This window comes from Pantoea sp. BAV 3049 (assembly GCF_009765445.1).
GTDB lineage: Bacteria > Pseudomonadota > Gammaproteobacteria > Enterobacterales > Enterobacteriaceae > Erwinia.
In genome coordinates, this window is the sequence record NZ_WHOY01000031.1 from 4,015,470 (window position 1) to 4,033,130 (window position 17,661).

The following is a 17,661-nucleotide window of genomic DNA, read 5'->3' on the forward strand; positions in this document are numbered from 1 at the left end:
TTAGATGCTAATTAGCCCACATTTGAAAGCTTTCTCTGCCATAGCATCATGCAAATTGACCGCGTCAAAAACCTTGAATATTTTATCTGCTTATGTTGCATCATTACAAGAAACATTTCCTTCAGCACAATGCTCGGTTATTTTTATTTTGTATTTCTTACCACTAAATACCATCGTGTTTTCTGCAAAAGAAAAGGAGGACTATACTGATAAAAATGCAACGGTAGTCATTAATACAAACTTCATCGCCCCCCCCTAAAACAATTCAATAAAACAAAAAAATTGCCATAAGAACTGGCTGGGACCATAAAAAGCCAATTAAAGGGAACCATACAATTAAGACACTAACTGACTATTTCACTTCAAAAAATGAAATAGCCATTAAAAAAGACTCAACAACATCATATTAATCGTAAGGAATTTCTTTCAGCTCTTTTGTTCTTGCTTCATCAAGTTTAGCAACACAGTTATTCGTAAAAACCGTATAGGGGTTACTGTTCTTTGCAGCGACATGGGCAAACATCTTACATTGGTTATCGCGATATTTTAACCAACTCCTCTGCGCCTCCAGGAAAACAGGAAGATATTCTTTTTTCACGTCAGCTTGATCTGAAAACGTTTCATCAATTCGTTTTTTTGCTTCAGAGTATTCTTTATTAAGTTCCTTTTCTGCAGCCGCACGATTACTTTCAGCACAAGTATAAACTTCTGGATCGCTGGTTTTCTTTGAGCAATCCTCCATAGCTTGCGCGGCACCACTTAATAAAAACAACCCGACCGTAGCAACAAATAAAACTTTCTTTTTCATATCACCCTCAAACTATCTGTTTCTTCTTAAGTAATTGGCTCTTTGACGACCACCTTCATAACTTTGTACCTGAGCATTGGTTTCAATAAAATTGATCAAAACATCATAATCATTAGTCATACATGCTTTCATCGTTCTCTCAAAACCCAATCCCTGATAAACAAAATCGACTGCAATTTCTCTTATTGGCTTTTCAAAGCTTCCCAACTGGTTCTTTCAGGGAACTTCGCAGTTTTACTCAGATAGACGGCTTTTGCGCCAGACACATACCCTGGGTATATTAATTCAAATAGACGAGCCTGTGCTTCCCGTGAAATGATTCCACATTCATTTTTGTGATCTTTAACAAATCTTTCCGCAGTCGAACCGGTTAACTTTCGCCCCTGGGACATGAGTTCTGCCTGATCTGTTGGCACCCCAGAACGAGTTAAATCAAGAAAAATGGCTTCCTGAGTGCGGCTACCCATATCATAGCCCCGGCCAATGGTTACGCCCGAAATCCCCTTGGGCCAATGTAAATGTCGGCTAAAATAGATGCTATGTGGATTATCATTTCCCTCGGCATTAAAAGTTACCTGGCCGGCACTGACTGTCAAACGACCGGAATTAAGATGCCGATTTTCCTGAGGAGTACCAGAAGGAGATCCTTGTGAATTTCCAGCCAATAATTTCCTCAAGGTCCTGCCATTTGCATCAACAACACCATCTGGCTGACGAAGAAATTTTGCTTGATAGCTTTTGATTGCATCAAGTGTTTTGGGCCCGAAAGCACCATCATCACGCAGGTTAGGAAAACCATTGCCCTGGAGCAACTTTTGAACCGCTTTTACATCAGCAGGGTTATTTTTCGCCCCCTGACCAACAGAACCAGAGATACCCATCAAAATCTCCTTATCTCACGCTGATATTATCAAGGCATCCCTTCAGGGGATACGCCAAATGACATCAGATAAAAAAGCAATTTCTCCGGAGAGAAATTGCTTAATATTATCAAGCTTCTTTGTTTTCTTTGATGTTCCAGCCAGCACTGCTTTCTGCGCCTTTACCACCTGAAGAACTCTGTTCCCAGTATTGTTGTTTCACTTTTGAAGCCTGGAAACCGTAAGTCATACCTACCGTATCTCCATTATCTGTGCCGTTAAACTGAACGGAAGTAACCAGCACGTCTTCAAGAGTAATACGGGTATATTCAACCTGAGTTCCTCCTGCTTTACAGACCGAAAGCTCAACTTTCGCAATATGCTTTCCACTTGCACAGTTTTTCAGCAAAGCGGTTGTGGACTTATCAACCAGTGCCTCTATGTGCAGGTCATTAAAGTTAACTTTACCCGCACCGCCGCCGCCGCCAACCGCCATATTGCCCGGCTGGGATGCGCCCCAGGAGAAAGAAGTAATATCAGTCCAGCCGGAGTGATTAGAGTCTTTCGACTCGCCAGTCACACCATCAACCTTCATAAACATATCAATAGCCATCGTTATCTACTCTTCATTAGTTGAGATTTTGCTTTAGATAAAGCACTGATATGGCAAACAGGAAAGCATGGGGCTGAATAAAACAGTCCATATTTTACCTCTGCCTTGCTCTCGAATATCGCTACATGGATGATCCCGAGAGGACGCAGAGGTGTTCATTAGTGAACACCTCTGCGAATTGCCTGTGGGACGGATAAATGTCCCATTCAGAGAGTCATGTCGTCATTGCCTGTGGGACAGATCAATGCCCCATTCAGAGAGTCGTGCCGGAATTGCGGAGCCAATAACTTCGCCCGCAGTCACTCAGAAAAAAGGGAGGACGCCCTGTTGCGCCAGAATCAGGCGTTGTCGGACTTCAGTGAAGGCAGTTTAGAGACCAGACGCAGCGACACAGTCAGACCTTCCAGCTGATAATGCGGACGCAGGAAGAACTTGGCGGCGTAATAGCCCGGATTGTCTTCCAGTTCTTCCACCTGCACCTCGGCTGAGGCCAGCGGCTTACGGGATTTGGTTTCCTGCGAGGAGTTCGCCGGGTCGCCATCCACGTAGTTCATTACCCAGTCATTCAGCCAGCGCTCCATCTCGTCGCGCTCGCGGAAGGAACCGATTTTGTCCCGCACAATGCACTTCAGGTAATGCGCAAAGCGGCAGCAGGCGAACAGGTATGGCAGGCGTGAGGCCAGGCGGGCGTTAGCGGTGGCGTCCGGATCGTGATATTCGGCCGGTTTCTGCAGCGATTGCGCGCCAATAAATGCAGCGAAGTCGGAGTTTTTGCGATGTACCAGCGGCATAAAACCGTTTTTCGCCAGCTCGGCTTCGCGACGGTCGCTGATGGCGATTTCCGTTGGGCACTTCATGTCCACGCCGCCGTCATCGCTCGGGAAGGTGTGGGTTGGCAGGTTTTCGACCGCACCGCCGGACTCCACGCCGCGAATAGAAGTACACCAGCCGTACTCTTTGAAAGAGCGGTTGATATTGGCCGCCATCGCATAGGCAGCGTTAGTCCAGGTGTATTTACCGTGATCCGCGCCTTCCGTTTCTTCTTCAAAGTCAAAGCTGTCAACCGGGTTGGTGCGAATGCCGTAAGGCAGGCGGGACAGGAAACGCGGCATCACCAGCCCCAGATAGCGGGCATCTTCCGATTCACGCAGGCTGCGCCAGGCAGCATATTCGCTGTTCTGGAAGATTTTGGTCAGATCGCGGGGATTCGCCAGCTCCTGCCAGGACTCCATTTGCATCACGCCCGGCGCAGTGCCGGTGATAAACGGGCAGTGTGACGCCGCACCGATCCGGGCCATCTCGCTCAGCAGCTCCACGTCCTGCGGGCTGTGATCGAAGTAGTAATCTCCCACCAGGCAGCCAAACGGCTCGCCACCAAACTGACCGTACTCTTCTTCATAGACCTTCTTGAAGATCGGACTCTGGTCCCAGCCCACGCCTTTATAGCGCTTCAGGGTCCGGCCCAGCTCCTGTTTCGAAATGCTCATAAAGCGGATTTTCAGCATCTCGTCGGTTTCAGTGTTATTCACCAGATAGCTCAGGCCCCGCCACGCCCCTTCCAGCTTCTGGAAGTCATCATGGTGAATAATCTCGTTAACCTGTTTAGACAGCTTCTCGTCGATCTCCGCGATCAGCGCCTGAATGGTGCGGTAAGCGTCGCTGGAGACGGTGACGGTGTTTTCCAGCGCCTGCTGTGCCAGCGTTTTTACCGCGCTCTCTACTGCAGAACGGGCTGAGTCAGTTTTCGGCCGGAACTCTTTATTCAGTAACGAGCTGAACTCGTCCTGGCTGTAAGCCAGCTGTTCCTGCGGCTGCTGTTGTTGTGATGGATTCATTGATTACTCCTCCCCGCCCTTCGCCGCATCATCCTGTTTCGGCAGGTGGCTCAGTGATTTGAGCAGCGTCGGATCCTGAAGAATTTTTGAGATCAGCTCTTCCGCACCGTTTTTGCCGTCCATATAGGTCAGCAGGTTGGAAAGCTGGGTACGCGCATCCAGCAGCTTGCTCAGCGGCTCAACGTTGCGGGCGACCGCATCCGGCGAGAAGTCTTCCATACTGTTAAAGGTCAGGTCGACATTCAGGCGGCCTTCACCGGTCAGCGTGTTGTCCGCCTGAAACGCCACGCGCGGTTTCAGGGCCTTCATGCGCTCGTCAAAATTGTCGATATCGATTTCGAGGAATTTACGTTCATCAACGGACGGCAGGCCTTCAACCGGCTTGCCAACCAGATCGGCCAGCACGCCCATCACGAAAGGCAGCTGGATTTTGCGTTCCGCACCATAGATTTCCACGTCATACTCGATCTGTACGCGCGGTGCGCGGTTACGGGCGATGAATTTCTGCCCACTGGATTTGCCTGGCATGGTGTTCTCCATTGGTAGGTAAGGTGTCAATGTTGGTGAACGCGGCGGATCAGGAGTCGCGGCGTCCGAAAATGTTTTCCAGCTGGTGGACGCCGTCAGGCGCCAGGTCGCGGATAATGTCCATAAAGTCCATGTCGATCATCCGCTGTACGCGGTCAATCATCAGCGGAGCCGGATGGCTTGGCTCGTGCTGTACAAAATACTGCTTCACTTTTTCCAGCATCAGCTGAGCATCGGCTCGCGACGTCGGCTGAACACTGCGCCAGTCCGTTTCCTTACGGGCAGCTTTTGCCACCGGCAGGTCCACCGTACTGCTGGCTTCCGGAACGGAAGCGGTCGGGATCAGGGTTGAAAGATCGGTCACTTCACAGGCAGCGGCCACGGTGTTCACCGTTTTCAGCAGCTGTTCCATCTCAGGAACGCCGCTTTCACCCAGGTGTTCAGTCAGCGTTTCACGAATAGTTTGCAACCGCTCACTTATGCTGAGAATGGCCTCAATACCGGGCTGTTCACCACGTGCCAGTTCAGCCATCAGCCTGGCTCGGCCACCGGGGAAATCCGGACACTCGGTCTTGCTGCCGTCCAGCAGCGCGCAGGCATCGCGCAGAGAGAGCTGGTCGGATGCGCTGCGCAGCAGGGAGGCCTGACGCAATGCTGAAGTGAGTGCTGACTTATCGCTCAAAGCGGCCAGCGCGTTAATGCGGTAGAACGGATCGCGTTCTCCGTTCTCTTCCAGCACTGGCCACAACGTCTCCCAGTACAGCAACAAAGACTGCTTGATCAGCTGCAGGCCGTTGGCATAGCCGGTCAGCCCGCGCAGCTGGGTCCAGGCGCGGGTCAGTGCCAGCATCACCCGCAAATCTTTGGTGCGGGTCAGCAGGTCGCTGGCCAGTCGCTCTACTTTGTTCCAGTCAGCCGGTTCAGCAGGAATAATGGTGTCACCAAACTGCTGTTCTGCTTTGCCCGTGCTGGCCTGATCCATCGCCATATAATCGGCGTCGTATTCCAGGTTGTCGCCACACGGGCGGTCATTGTCGACTGGAGCGAGTAACACATCGATATTCAGGGTGTTCATGCGCAAATTACTCAAACATTGGTGGGTAAAGCCCATGACGTCCGGGCTTTGCTCCGGCGGCAGGATCAAACAGCATCGAGAACAGCTGGCCGGTGAAGTTGCCGCTGTGGACGTGCGTATAAAGCGGGTAGCCATCGGTCTGATTGGTCCACCAGAAACTGGTGTAGTGTTGCGGATCAAAGCAATCCGACACCTGCCGCCAGCTCAGGGTGCAGGGCCGGTCGGCATAGCCGATCGCGTCAAGGATGTCCGAGCGCGGGTTTGGATCGGGCTCCGGTAGCGGTGGAATGGTCAGCAGCATCTGGTCGAGCTGTTCGGCGGAATAGCTGTTGCGCACGGCGTGCAACAGGCTGCGGCCCAGCTGCTGATACCATTCGCCCGCCATTGCCAGCTGCGACTGCGACCAGCTCTGCGGCGAGAACGTCATCAGCGCACAAACCGGATACTGGCGACCCACATTGTCGCGCGCCGGTAACAGGCAGCCCATCTGCACCAGCTGGCTGCCCAGCATCGGCGGCACGACGAAATTCCACACTGGCGCATTGCCAAACTGCCTTTCGCCTTCCGGGCGCTGCTCGTCATTTTTTTGCCAGTTCAGCAGCCCCACCTGGAACCAGTGGGTCCACTGCTGCCAGAGCGTCTCGGGGAAGCGACGCTTTAAAAAATCGCCGGCACTGGGCAATTTCCCATACCAGCCAATCGCAGGTGTCTGGCTCATCATCATTTCCTTGCGGTTACGGGCATGAGAACCCGGGAAGCTGGAATGGATTACGGATACTGTTCGGGGTGAACTCCAGCGTGACGTGATGGCCATTGACGTTAAAGGCGGCCCGACGGCTGAGGGTGCTGCTGCCCGGAGAGAGCTGCGCCCGATCGAAGAAGCGGTTCAGCGCCCAGGCGCCATTGGTGACTAACGTGGCAGTGGTGCCGTCGGCCAGGCCCAGCTGCATACGGACCTGGCTGGTGCCGCCCGGTCCCGGCCAGCTCATCAACTGCACGGCCTGAGGTCCGTGGCTGTAACGAAGCAGTTGCCCATCCACATCCAGCGTCATCGTCAGAATGTCGTTATCCATCTGCTGAGTGCGCACCGTGACGCGGAAAGCTGGCGCTGTCGCTCCGTTGGCAAAGAAAGCATCACGAATGTTCTGTGCCTGCTGGAAAGGCCGCAGTACGCTTTCACCGCCCGGCAGGGTTTTGCCATCTATTCCCGGCGTGAAGCGCCAGCTGGCCTGAGTGGTGTCCACTTTGTTCGCCAGATTGTCGCGGAAAAAGCTGTCCATCAGCCCCGTCCCCGGTGCGAACATGCGGGCCAGGTCGTCCGGCGTCACTTCCGAACGGCCGGTGCGGGAAAGAGGGTAACGGCCTGCGATAGCCTGACGGCAGAAGCCCCCCACTTCCACATTGATACGCTTGCGCACGTTATCCAGATCGCGCCGCTGGGTATCACTGCTCGCCCCCACCGCCATGCTGGTGAACATATTTTGCAGAGAACCCGGCAGGCGTCCGGCGCTGGCCTGCAGGCGGCTGATTGCATCGCTGGCTGGCGGCGGCATCCCACTGTTTGCGGCATCCTGCACCGCCGTCAGGTAGCGATAGAGATCGTCGATTTGCTTCAGGAAGTCATCAAAGGCGATCGTTTTGCCGCCTTTTTCCAGCGGCTGGGCCAGATCAATAATCGGTGCGAAGTGAGCTGTTACTGACTGTTCAGGCGTTTGCTGCTGCTGACTGGCTGCCGTCGCGCTGTGAGTGGAGTGGAACAGCGCATCCAGCGTGCTGCTGGCACCGCTGCTCTGCCCGTCCTCTTTCTTGTCCTTCGCCTGATCATCTCGCGCGGCCGCTTTATCCAGTACCAGATAATGGCTGAGGTTGATGACCAGCTTACGCAGCGGCGAGTTGTTGCTGGAGAGCAGACGCGCCGCGTTGACGCGCTGGGAAAGATCGGCGCTATTATTCAGCTGAATATCCTGCAGCAACCCGTCCCACTGGCGCATGTAGTCGGCCATATAAAGCTGGCGTACCGCGAGGTCAGTTTGCTGTTTGTTCTCACCCTGCACCTGGCCGCCCAGCACCCACTGGTCATCGTCATGCAGCGACGCCGTCACCGCTGCAATATTCCTGTCGAAGCTGTTCCAGTAGCCATCCGGCGTGAACAGTCCCGGAATGCCTTCGCCAATCGACTTACCGCTCTTGCGTGACAACACCAACTCACTCTGCGGCCCGCCCAGCGAGGCCAGCGACACCGACTTCAGGCTGTCATCGCGTTCCAGCAGGCGCTTCAGGCGTCCGTAAACGCGCTGCGACAGCGGCATCTGATTAATCAGCGCCTGCTCGCGCTTTGCCAGCGCGTCATCCAGGGCATAGGGTGATGCCTGGATCTGGGTTTCCAGCAGCTGCATCAGATGCCAGTCGAGCTGCTTAATCTGGGCCGAGGTGATGTTCTGCGGCTGGTTGCGCTGACTGTTCAGCATCACCCAGGCATGCAGGAACTTGCCGTCGTAATGCTTCGGCTGGTACAGCATCTGGTACGCTTTCAGCGCCTCGTAGCTGTAGTCCGCGTCGCTGCCGTTGTCGTTGCGCAACCAGGTGGTAATCAGTTGAGCGACCTGCGGCATCAGCAGCTGCTTAAGGGATTTCTGGTACAGCGCCATGGTCGCATCGCTGACCTCCTCCCCACGATACAGCCCCATACGGCGGGTGACCGGCGGATTGTTGAGATCAAAATCCTGACTTTCCGGCAGATGCAGCACGCCGTTAAGGAACGGCAGCAACGCATAGAGATCGGTCTGGTTGCTGGCCTGCAGATGTTTGCTCAACCCGGCGATTTGCGGCACTTTGGCCTGCACTTCGGCCAGGTAGCTTTTGTTGTTGCTGAAGCTGGTGACCCACAGCAGACCGGCAATCACCAGCGCAGCGACCAGAGCAACATAACCTGACCAGAGCACGGCGCGGTTACGCAGTTCCCACCAGCGATTGCTGCCAGCAAGCCCGGCCTCCTGAAAGATCACGTTTTGCAGCAGGTCTTTAAGGAAGAAGCTCTGGCCTTTGCCGGCCGGGATCGGCGACTCTTTGTTGACGTTATCCCAGGCACCGCTGCGGCTGCTTTCATCCTGCGGCAGCTGCAGCGCGCGGTTAAGTTCACCCATCACACGGTCAAACGGCAATCCTTCCTGCGTACCGCTGGCGAAATAGATGCCGCGTGGTGAGAACTGGGTTTCGAAATTGGAACGGGCGAAAACCGTGTCCAGGTATTCACCCAATTGCGCACGCAGCGCGGCGAATTCCTGTGGGAACAGGTAACTTTCAGCACGGGCTTTGGCATCGTTTTCCTGCAGCAGCGTATCCGGCAGCCCGACATCCAGCCGTTGTTGCAGCAAAGCGTACTCCTGAGTGAACGCGCTTTGCAGATCAAAATCGGCATGCTTCGAGCGTTCCCACGGGAAGGTGAAGCCCCAGACCTGGTCGCGCTGCGCTTTGTCAAACTTCGCAAAGTAAGCCCGGAAGCCTTTCAGCAGATCCGTTTTGGTTACCAGCACGTAAACCGGGAAGCGAATGCCTAATTGTTCGTGCAGCTCCATCAGGCGCTGGCGCAGGGAAAGCGCCTGCTGGCGGGAAGCCTCAGCAGACTGGGTGAGCAGGTCAGAGACGCTGACGGTGACAATCACCCCGTTGATCGGCTGGCGACCACGGTATTTGCGCAGCAACCCGACAAACTTGTTCCACTCGCTGGCGTCCTGCTGCTGCTCACTCTCCTGAGTGGTATAGCGCCCGGCCGTGTCCAGCAGCACCGCTTCGTTGGTAAACCACCAGTCGCAGTTGCGCGTGCCGCCAATCCCTCTCAGCGCGGCTTTACCAAAGCGGTCAGCCAGTGGGAACTGCAGGCCAGAGTTCACCAGCGCAGTCGTTTTACCGGCCCCCGGCGCGCCAATAATCACATACCACGGCAGCTGATACAGATACTGACGGCTGAAACGCTGGGTCCAGCGATGGTTGCCGGAGCGGCTGAAATGCGCTTTTTTCAGCATCTCTGCAGCTTCGGTAAAGCGTTCGGACAGCACGCGATCTTCGCTGCTCAGCCGCTTGTGGTCCCCTTCCCCGTTCTCGCCCGGCGTGGTTTTCAGGCTGCCCATCAGCTTGCGGTTCAGCCAGGCGTTGTAAACACGCGGCACCACGTTGCTCAGGCCCCAGGCGATATACAACAGCGCGATACTGATCTGACGGTTGACTTCCGGCTCCAGCGGGCGGGAGTCGACAATGGAAAAGACCGGCCCAATCACCCAGATGATGAAAGAGAGCGCGGTGATCCCAATGAATCCCCACAGCAGCCGGTTGGTCATGATGGCAAACAGAATATTCAGCATCCGTTAATTTCCTTGCTGCAAATTCATTTCCGCACGGGTGTTCTGCGGGGAAACCAACAGCGTGATGTCTACACGGCGGTTGCGCGCGCGGTTTTCTGCGGTGGTGTTAGGCACCAGCGGATTAGTCTCGCCGCGACCTTCGGCCTTCACGCGCTGTGGCTGGGTAAGATGCTGTTGCAGACGTTCCTGTACAGACCGGGCACGCGCCAGGGAAAGCTCGTAGTTAGAGGCAAAGCGCGCGCTGCGGATCGGCACGTTATCGCTGTAACCAATCACCAGAATGCGACCGCTGACGTTGTTCATCGCCTGCGCCACGCGGTCCAGCACCTCCTCATAGCGGCCACGCACTGCGGTGGAGCCGGAGGTAAACAGCCCGTCGCCTTTCAGCGTCACCACGCTCTGATCCGCCTCATCCTTCACCGACACCAGGCCCTGCTCGATTTCAGGGCGCAGAAACGCTTTCAGGTTCAGCGCGGCCGGGGCTGGCGGCGCAGGATTCCGGATGGTCACTTCCGGTAGCGGGGTCTGATAAACCGCCGCCAGCACCGGGCTGGTGGCATCGCCCAACCGCCAGTTAAGCAGGATATAGAACAGACAGGCGAGGAAGCCGACCAGCGCCGTGCAGGCCCACAGCGGCACCACCGGCCGCCACAGTTTGCGGGTGACAGGATGATCTTCAGGATGCGGAGAGAGGGGTGGTGCATAGCCTCCACGCACTGAGCGGATCATCTGCAGCAGGCGCTGCTTGATGGTTTCTAACTGCGAACGACCGTTATCCAGCACGCGGTAGCGCCCTTCAAAACCCAGCTGTAAGCAGTAGTTAATCAGCTCCAGCAGAACAATTTGCTCACGAGGGTTTTGTGAAAGCTTGGCCAGCAGCTGGAAAAACTTCTCGCCACCCCAGGTTTCATTATGGAAGGTGACCAGCAGTCCCTGGCCCGGCCAGACGCCACGGCTGCCCCACGGAGTCAGGGCCGCAGCTTCGTCCAGCGCGGTGCACAGGCAGTAGCGTGCGCCAATAATCACTTCGTACGGCAGACCGGCTCGCTGGCAGTTCATTTCAAACTGGCGCATTTCGTCGATCAGTCGCTGACGCAGCCCGGCCGGATCGGCATGGGTCACCGAATGGCGGATCTGAGGAATAGCATTGAGTAAGGCGTTTGCCGCCGCGACCAGCGGGTTGTTATGACTGGCGCCTGAGAAAATGTCACCCTGTGCGGTGGCCTGTCGTTCCTGCATGATTCTCGCTCCCTGCGTCAGGCTGAATGACTACGAATGGCCCAGAACTCCATTGCCAGTCCGGGAAACTCACCGGCCAGATGAAGCGCGAAGGTGCCGGACTTTTCCATCTCCTGCCACAGCTCACTGCCCTTCTCTAATTCGAAGTAGCTGTAACCGGCATGCCAGGGAATTTGCGGCGGGGCGACAGGCATGGCACGCAATACCATGCCCGGCAGCTGCAGTTGAACCAAATCACGGATTTTGGTCACCGGAGCCACTTTCATCTGCGCCGGGAAGTGAGTCTGCAGCGCTTCGCCAGGCACGTTGGCGCGGACTGCCAGCACAAAACCGAACTCACGCACCATGGAAGCATCCGGTACGGTAGCCACATTCAGACCGTGTGAACGCTCGGTCAGCGGCAGTTGGATGGCGTTCTCTTCTAACACCTGTGACAGGCCCTGACGCAGCAGCAGCATCAGCTTGCCGAAGCACCATGCCAGGTCGTCATGGTCATAAACCGGCAGCGTGGCGTCGGGGAAGCGCTGCGGCGTGTAGGTGGTCAGCTCGCTGGCAAATGCCAGCCAGGTAGAAAACAGTTGTTCGGGATGCAACAGCGGCAGATTTTTCAGGTGGCTGACGTGGCCGAAGTGATGATTAACCAGCGCCAGCAGCATAAAGTCGGTCATATCGGCGGTGTTAAAGCGGCCAGGCTGTTGCAGACGCTGCCCGATCTGCTGGCTACGCTGTTCAAGCAGGCCGGACATATCGCTCAGATAATCGTACAACTGGGGATGAGCAATGCTGTTGAGCATCGGCGGGATGTAGCTGCTGTCCAGGCGTACCTGGTTGTCGCTGCGCTTCTCCATCACCCTGACGGCGGCCATCGCCGTCCACTCTGCGGACAGCTCGCTTTCCAGCATCAGGCGCAGGCGGAGCTTGCCGAACTGCACCGCTGCCTGGCCAACCGACAGGGCATTAAAATCATCCACTTCCTGCTCAAAGGTGACATAGCGGGCCAGCGAATCAGCGGCTTCACTAAAGATCACTTCTTCACGACCATTGCGCCGCGCAGGCAGTGCCAGCACCACTTTCTCGCTGCCCTGACTATCCGGAATTGCCAGCGGTGACGGTCCGTGACGGGCATCACGGAACGAGAAAAAGGTGCCATCGGGCAGCAGGCCACTGGCCGAGCTGAGGGCGATTTTCCCCTGACGCAGCATCGCTTCGTCAAATTCGCAATCCAGAAAGCCCCACAGGTAGGGACGCTGGGTCAGTCCCCAGCTACGAAGCAGGCTTTGCTGGTGGCTTTCTGACTGCTGGAAATGGTGCGGGCGCAGGAACATGCCCTCGGTCCAGACCACTTTTTCTGCTTTGTTCATAATGGCTTCCGTTGAAAGGCTGGAATCACTCGCTGACGGCACGCAAGCCGCTGATATCGGCAAGGATGTCGGCTTTCAGTTCATCCGGTGAGCTCTGCCATATTTGGTAAAAATGGCTTTCCCCGGGGACGGGCAGCGGCAGCGACAGTCGCCACTTTTTGCCATCAAGAGACTGATATTCAGCCAGAATCCCGATATAGCGTGCCTCGGGGGGTGTTTGGCCCTTCAGGGTTTTATTGAGTTGTCCGGGCATCAGGAAGAACTGATCGCTGTTCAGCAGGTTGCCGCCCAGCAAAGCAGGGGCATTGTTCTGCAGGGAGTAGAAATCTGCAGACATAAAATCGGCGTCCGACCTGAGCAGCAACACCCGCACCTTAAGCGGCGCGGCATCGTTGATCTGCGGGTGAGCCTGGAAGACCAGGCTGTAGTGAGCAGGAACGCTGTGCGAAGAAGAGCTGCAGCCTGACAGCAGGCTGAGGGCCATCAGGAAAAACGCCTGAATGTTCAGGCGCCAAAAGAGTTGTCTGTTCATATTGATGCGGCCATAAGCGCGTTATCAGTCGATGATCCAGGTTCCGCTGTTGCTGTTCTGGCAGGCTTTACCGCTGCCATCCACTGCAACACAGGTTTTTTTAGCGGCTGAACGGGCACGTTTGCGACGTGAATCAGCTTTCACCGTTTTGTCGTAAAGATCGCTCTTTACCACGGCACGCATCGGCACATAACCAATCAACTGCTCCTGCCCCTGCTCAGCGATAGCAAACCAGTTGTTTTCCACGCTGCCCAGCACGGTATAAGGCTTGCTGTTTTCCAGATAGCTGACCAGCTTGCCGCCAAAGTCAGGACGGGTCATCAACGAGGCGCCGTATAGCGCACGGTACTCTTCATTCACCGGCGTGAAAGAGGCTGGAGGCTGTACCGCATGACGGTAGGTCAGCTTCACACCGTCAACGGTGCTGGAAACAATTGTGTCATCCGTTACTGGCGCGGGTGGCGCCTTACATCCGGCAACCGTCAAAACAAAAAGCAGGCTTAATGCAATTCGAATTTTCACCATGATCCTCATGAAGTTTTTACCAAAAAAAGACGCAACAGGGTCCGGAGAGAGGTAACGGACAGATAAGAGAGTTTCCCCGTCAGCCAGCAAAGACAGGCTGGCAATTCGGGCAGTGCAGGAAGGGTGCGCAGGGGCAAATGAAATGCGATGGCCGTACCAGATTAAAAAACAGGTACAACACTCAGCAGCACATCATGGCCGAAAGCACGCTTCACAGCACAGTAATGAGACAAACCATTTTTTATTACAGGAAGAGAGCCCGCAGAAGATGATTAGCAGGTTAATAGTGAAGCATTATGATCGAATAAATTGCACAATCCGGGATAATATCCCGGCAAGAACTATTTTTATGATGCTTCCCTTGCTGCAACACCTCCATAAAACCCCAAATAATTCCACAAACCACATTACAACCATGACTGTTTCATAACACAAATCTGCGAACACATAAAGTTCACCATAGCAACACAATAACTTAATATGTTGTAAAATAACAAATTAATGAAAACCATAAAACCATAGCTACCGCACGAGCCGGTGATGAAGCTCTGCGCCCGTTATGAATTCTGCACTTAATTGTGAAATTTTCGGCAAGTTTACATCCAGCTTCCAATTATTCAAAGATTACAGTTATTACAGTGATAGTTAAGGATCACTAATGTTAATGAAATAAGGTAAATTCTTACAAAATGGCCCGAACAATCCAGGAGTTATCCTACATCAGGGGTGAAATATTGTTACTTTTATTCTTAAAAGAGTGAAAAATGTTAATTTTTAATAGCTAAATATTATATGAAGAAAAGAATGGGTGGACCTGATCGGGCAGAAAAATGCAGGGAGATTTTTCAGGGAGTAAATTTTCAGAATAATATATCGCGAGAGGCGGGGATAATGGTGCAGCGATCTGTAGTGAGTGAGATCGCTGCAATTCCGGCAGACAAAAAACTAAAAAATCAAAACTTAAGTAATAAGAATCACTTCCAGTTCCTGCAGGTTTTTTACCTGCCAGGTGGGGGTAATATCGGATGGCAGCTGGCGTTCATCCGCATTCAGCCAGCAGGTCGCCATTCCTGCCCGGATCCCGCCCAGGATGTCTGAATCCGGGTTATCTCCGACCATCATCACCCGCTCACGAGCCGGGTGGCCCATCTTCTCCAGCGCATGATCAAAGATCGCCGGATGCGGTTTGGCGTGGCCGACCTGCTCTGAGATCACCAGCAGATCGAAATACCCCAGGAAACCGGTACGCTCCAGGCGGGCCTGTTGCAGTGCGGTAAAACCATTAGTGATGATGCCCATCTTCACTCTGCCCTTCAGCGCATTCAGCAGATTCACTGCGCCAGCCAGCGGCACGCACACTTCCGCCATCGCCCGCAAATAGCCATCGTTAAGAGCGATTGGGGTAACATTCAGTTTCTCAGCCCAGCCGACAAAGCGCTGGTGCTGCAGCTGCTGGGCGGTAATGGCACCGTTCTGGTACTCCACCCACAGCGGTTTATTCACCGCCTGATATTCATCGTAATCTGCTGTGGAGAACTGCACGTCATACTGCTGAAAAAGAAGCTGCAAACCCGCAAAGGCGTCGAAATGGAACAATGTGTCGTCAGCGTCGAATAAAATCCAGTCCCAGTCTTTAAGCATCCAGGAGAACCCCTTGTTGGTCAGACGTGCATATTTTTAAATAGTTAACGCCATAATGATGGCATCTTCTTTACCATCGGCTGTGGGATAGTAATTGCGGCGGATGGATACCTCGTTGAAGTCCAACTGCTCATACAGAGCAATCGCCGGCCGGTTTGAAGCCCGCACTTCCAGCCACAACGTCTGGACACCGCGCTCTTCAAGCTGCGCTATCAGGAACGTCAACAGTTCACGCCCTAAACCCTGCCGCTGGAAATCCGGATCAACCGCCAGATTAAACAGCGTCGCTTCGTCCAGCACCACCTGAGTGATGGCGAAAGCGGCCATTTGCCCCCCGGTATTCAGACGGTAATTGAGATAACGCTCACCCTGATTGCTGCTCAGCGTTTTTTCACTCCAGGGGAAAGCATGGCTGCGCTGTTCAATGGCGAAGGCGCGTTCAAGGTCTTGCGGTGTCAGTAAAGAAATCTGATTCATAGTGGGAGATCTGCTGCCACAGCGCACGTTTGGCGCTGGCATTGTGATAAAGCTCCGCCAGCACCGGCGAGGCAATTTGAGAACCGCCGACGGCGACAGGCGCGGCCAGCCCGAGGCACCAACTGACGCAGTGAGTATCATCAGGCAGCATCTGCAGCTGATCCGGCGTCAACACCATCACTTCTTCTTCGCGCATCAGCATCGCCCGCAGTACATCGCCGATCAACGGATCGGTCAGCAGCGGCGGCACTTCAGCCACGATCAGCAGGCGGGTGTGCTCAGGCAAGGAGACTGAAACCTCGCCCTTTAAGGCACGCGGACGCCGCAGCGTATACTGCGTGATGCCCATTTGCTGTAATAACCAGTCACGTCTGGAAGACATCTTTATTCCTGTCTGGTCGCCCGATTGCGACGCTATGCTAGCAAACCTCGCGGATCTGCGCCAACAAACCCCGGCTCCCTGACGACTTCAGGCTGCAACTCCGGCTAATTTGGGTATAATCCCCGCTCTGATGAGTCAAGGAGCCACCGATGTCTGCATTTACCCCGGCCAGTGAAGTGATACTGCGCCACAGTGATGAGTTTACTCAACGCCGCGTGCTGTTTGCTGGCGACCTGCAGGATGACCTGCCCGCCCAACTGGACACTGCGCTGAGCCGGGTGCATACCCAACAATACCATCACTGGCAGATGCTGGAGCGTGCGCTGGGAGAGAATGCACAGTTCAGCCTGGTGGCAACGCCGGAAATGGTCGCTGACTGCGACACGCTGATCTACTTCTGGCCGAAGAACAAACCTGAAGCACAGTTTCAGTTAGAAAACCTGCTGTCGATGATGCCGATCGGCAGCGATCTGTTTGTGGTCGGTGAAAACCGCAGCGGAGTCCGCAGCGCAGAGCAGATGGTGGAGGAGTATGCCACCCTGAACAAGATTGACAGCGCCCGTCGCTGTGGCCTGTATCACGGTCTGCTGCAGTCGCAGCCGGTGTTTGACGCAGAAGCATGGTGGGGTGAGTACCCTCTGGGTGATATGACCATTAAAACGCTGCCAGGCGTGTTCAGCCGCGATGGGCTGGATGTCGGAAGTAACCTGCTGCTCTCCACGCTGAAGCCGCACACCAAAGGCAAAGTGCTGGATATCGGCTGTGGCGCAGGCGTGCTGTCCACCATGCTGGCCCGCTTCTCGCCGAAAGTCCGCCTGTACATGACCGATGTCAACGCGGCAGCCGTGGCAGCCAGTAAGGCCACGCTGGCCGCTAACGATCTGGAAGGTGAAGTCTTTGCCAGCAACGTCTACTCCGACGTTCACGGCCGCTATGACATGATCATCTCCAACCCACCGTTCCATGACGGTATGCAGACCAGTCTGGATGCCGCACAGCAGCTGATCCGTGGCGCAGCAAAACACCTGAATATGGGCGGCGAATTACGCATTGTGGCGAATGCTTTCCTGCCGTATCCGCAGATTCTGGACGAGACGTTCGGCAGCCATGAAGTGCTGGTGCAGACCGGCCGCTTTAAGGTTTATCGCGCAGTTCTGGCTCGCGCGGCGAAAGCGAAGCGTTAAGCGGCGGGCGGTCTTTGCACCGCCTGTCTCTGTTCCGGCAAGCGACTGATTCAGCAACCGGCATCCGGAAACGTTGCTTTTTCCAGCAATCATTTCAGGGCGGCTAAATAACTGTTGACGTGCCGGGGAAAATCTCTAGAATGCGCCTCCGTGGTTGCAATACAACAATGTTGTATTGCCGGTACGCGAAGGTGGCGGAATTGGTAGACGCGCTAGCTTCAGGTGTTAGTGTCTTAACGGACG

At 54.7% G+C, this 17,661-nt stretch carries 16 protein-coding genes; 1 reads left to right on the plus strand and 15 read right to left on the minus strand.

The window, feature by feature from the left end:
* Positions 1 to 406: 406 nt before the first annotated feature.
* The 15 genes from GSQ70_RS19840 to GSQ70_RS19910 form a co-directional block, all read right to left on the minus strand.
* Positions 407 to 808 (minus strand): lysozyme inhibitor LprI family protein, encoded by a 402-nt coding sequence (locus tag GSQ70_RS19840; RefSeq protein ID WP_158784137.1) that lies wholly within the window; start codon positions 806 to 808, stop codon positions 407 to 409.
* Positions 809 to 990: 182 nt separating this feature from the next.
* Positions 991 to 1,689, minus strand: coding sequence for a peptidoglycan-binding protein (locus tag GSQ70_RS19845; RefSeq protein ID WP_233268370.1), 699 nt, complete (start codon positions 1,687 to 1,689; stop codon positions 991 to 993).
* Positions 1,690 to 1,798: 109 nt separating this feature from the next.
* Positions 1,799 to 2,281 (minus strand): type VI secretion system tube protein Hcp, encoded by a 483-nt coding sequence (locus GSQ70_RS19850; RefSeq protein ID WP_158784138.1) that lies wholly within the window; start codon positions 2,279 to 2,281, stop codon positions 1,799 to 1,801.
* Between the two features lie 338 nt (positions 2,282 to 2,619).
* Positions 2,620 to 4,116 (minus strand): type VI secretion system contractile sheath large subunit, encoded by a 1,497-nt coding sequence (gene tssC / locus GSQ70_RS19855; RefSeq protein WP_158784139.1) that lies wholly within the window; start codon positions 4,114 to 4,116, stop codon positions 2,620 to 2,622.
* Between the two features lie 3 nt (positions 4,117 to 4,119).
* On the minus strand, positions 4,120 to 4,644 hold the full coding sequence (tssB, locus tag GSQ70_RS19860) for a type VI secretion system contractile sheath small subunit (protein WP_158784140.1): 525 nt from the start codon (positions 4,642 to 4,644) through the stop codon (positions 4,120 to 4,122).
* A 49-nt stretch (positions 4,645 to 4,693) separates the two neighbouring features.
* A complete protein-coding gene (gene tssA / locus GSQ70_RS19865) occupies positions 4,694 to 5,710 on the minus strand; it encodes a type VI secretion system protein TssA (protein WP_158785385.1) in 1,017 nt (338 codons plus the stop codon).
* Between the two features lie 16 nt (positions 5,711 to 5,726).
* On the minus strand, positions 5,727 to 6,437 hold the full coding sequence (gene tagF, locus GSQ70_RS19870) for a type VI secretion system-associated protein TagF (RefSeq protein ID WP_158784141.1): 711 nt from the start codon (positions 6,435 to 6,437) through the stop codon (positions 5,727 to 5,729).
* Between the two features lie 16 nt (positions 6,438 to 6,453).
* A complete protein-coding gene (tssM, locus tag GSQ70_RS19875; RefSeq protein ID WP_158784142.1) occupies positions 6,454 to 10,077 on the minus strand; it encodes a type VI secretion system membrane subunit TssM in 3,624 nt (1,207 codons plus the stop codon).
* 3 nt (positions 10,078 to 10,080) lie between these two features.
* On the minus strand, positions 10,081 to 11,316 hold the full coding sequence (locus GSQ70_RS19880) for a DotU family type VI secretion system protein (protein ID WP_199257286.1): 1,236 nt from the start codon (positions 11,314 to 11,316) through the stop codon (positions 10,081 to 10,083).
* Between the two features lie 17 nt (positions 11,317 to 11,333).
* Entirely contained in the window at positions 11,334 to 12,677 is a 1,344-nt protein-coding gene (tssK, locus tag GSQ70_RS19885) for a type VI secretion system baseplate subunit TssK (protein ID WP_158784143.1), read from the minus strand.
* Positions 12,678 to 12,702: 25 nt separating this feature from the next.
* Positions 12,703 to 13,209: a type VI secretion system lipoprotein TssJ gene (gene tssJ / locus GSQ70_RS19890; protein ID WP_158784144.1), complete on the minus strand. Its 507-nt coding sequence runs from the start codon at positions 13,207 to 13,209 to the stop codon at positions 12,703 to 12,705.
* 24 nt (positions 13,210 to 13,233) lie between these two features.
* Complete coding sequence (locus tag GSQ70_RS19895) at positions 13,234 to 13,731, minus strand: SH3 domain-containing protein (RefSeq protein WP_199257345.1); 498 nt, start codon at positions 13,729 to 13,731, stop codon at positions 13,234 to 13,236.
* 963 nt (positions 13,732 to 14,694) lie between these two features.
* Positions 14,695 to 15,375 carry a pyrimidine 5'-nucleotidase gene (gene yjjG / locus GSQ70_RS19900; protein WP_158784146.1) on the minus strand — a complete coding sequence of 227 codons (681 nt, stop codon included), beginning with the start codon at positions 15,373 to 15,375 and terminating at the stop codon, positions 14,695 to 14,697.
* 36 nt (positions 15,376 to 15,411) lie between these two features.
* Complete coding sequence (rimI, locus tag GSQ70_RS19905) at positions 15,412 to 15,852, minus strand: ribosomal protein S18-alanine N-acetyltransferase (RefSeq protein WP_158784147.1); 441 nt, start codon at positions 15,850 to 15,852, stop codon at positions 15,412 to 15,414.
* The gene (locus tag GSQ70_RS19910) at positions 15,815 to 16,234 is read right to left on the minus strand and encodes a DNA polymerase III subunit psi (RefSeq protein WP_158784148.1); all 420 of its coding nucleotides are present in this window, start codon (positions 16,232 to 16,234) and stop codon (positions 15,815 to 15,817) included. The genes rimI and GSQ70_RS19910 overlap by 38 nt, the downstream gene beginning before the upstream one ends.
* Positions 16,235 to 16,383: 149 nt before the next feature.
* Here GSQ70_RS19910 and rsmC point away from each other — a divergent pair, with 149 nt between their 5' ends.
* Entirely contained in the window at positions 16,384 to 17,418 is a 1,035-nt protein-coding gene (gene rsmC / locus GSQ70_RS19915; RefSeq protein ID WP_158784149.1) for a 16S rRNA (guanine(1207)-N(2))-methyltransferase RsmC, read from the plus strand.
* The last annotated feature ends 243 nt before the right edge of the window (positions 17,419 to 17,661 follow it).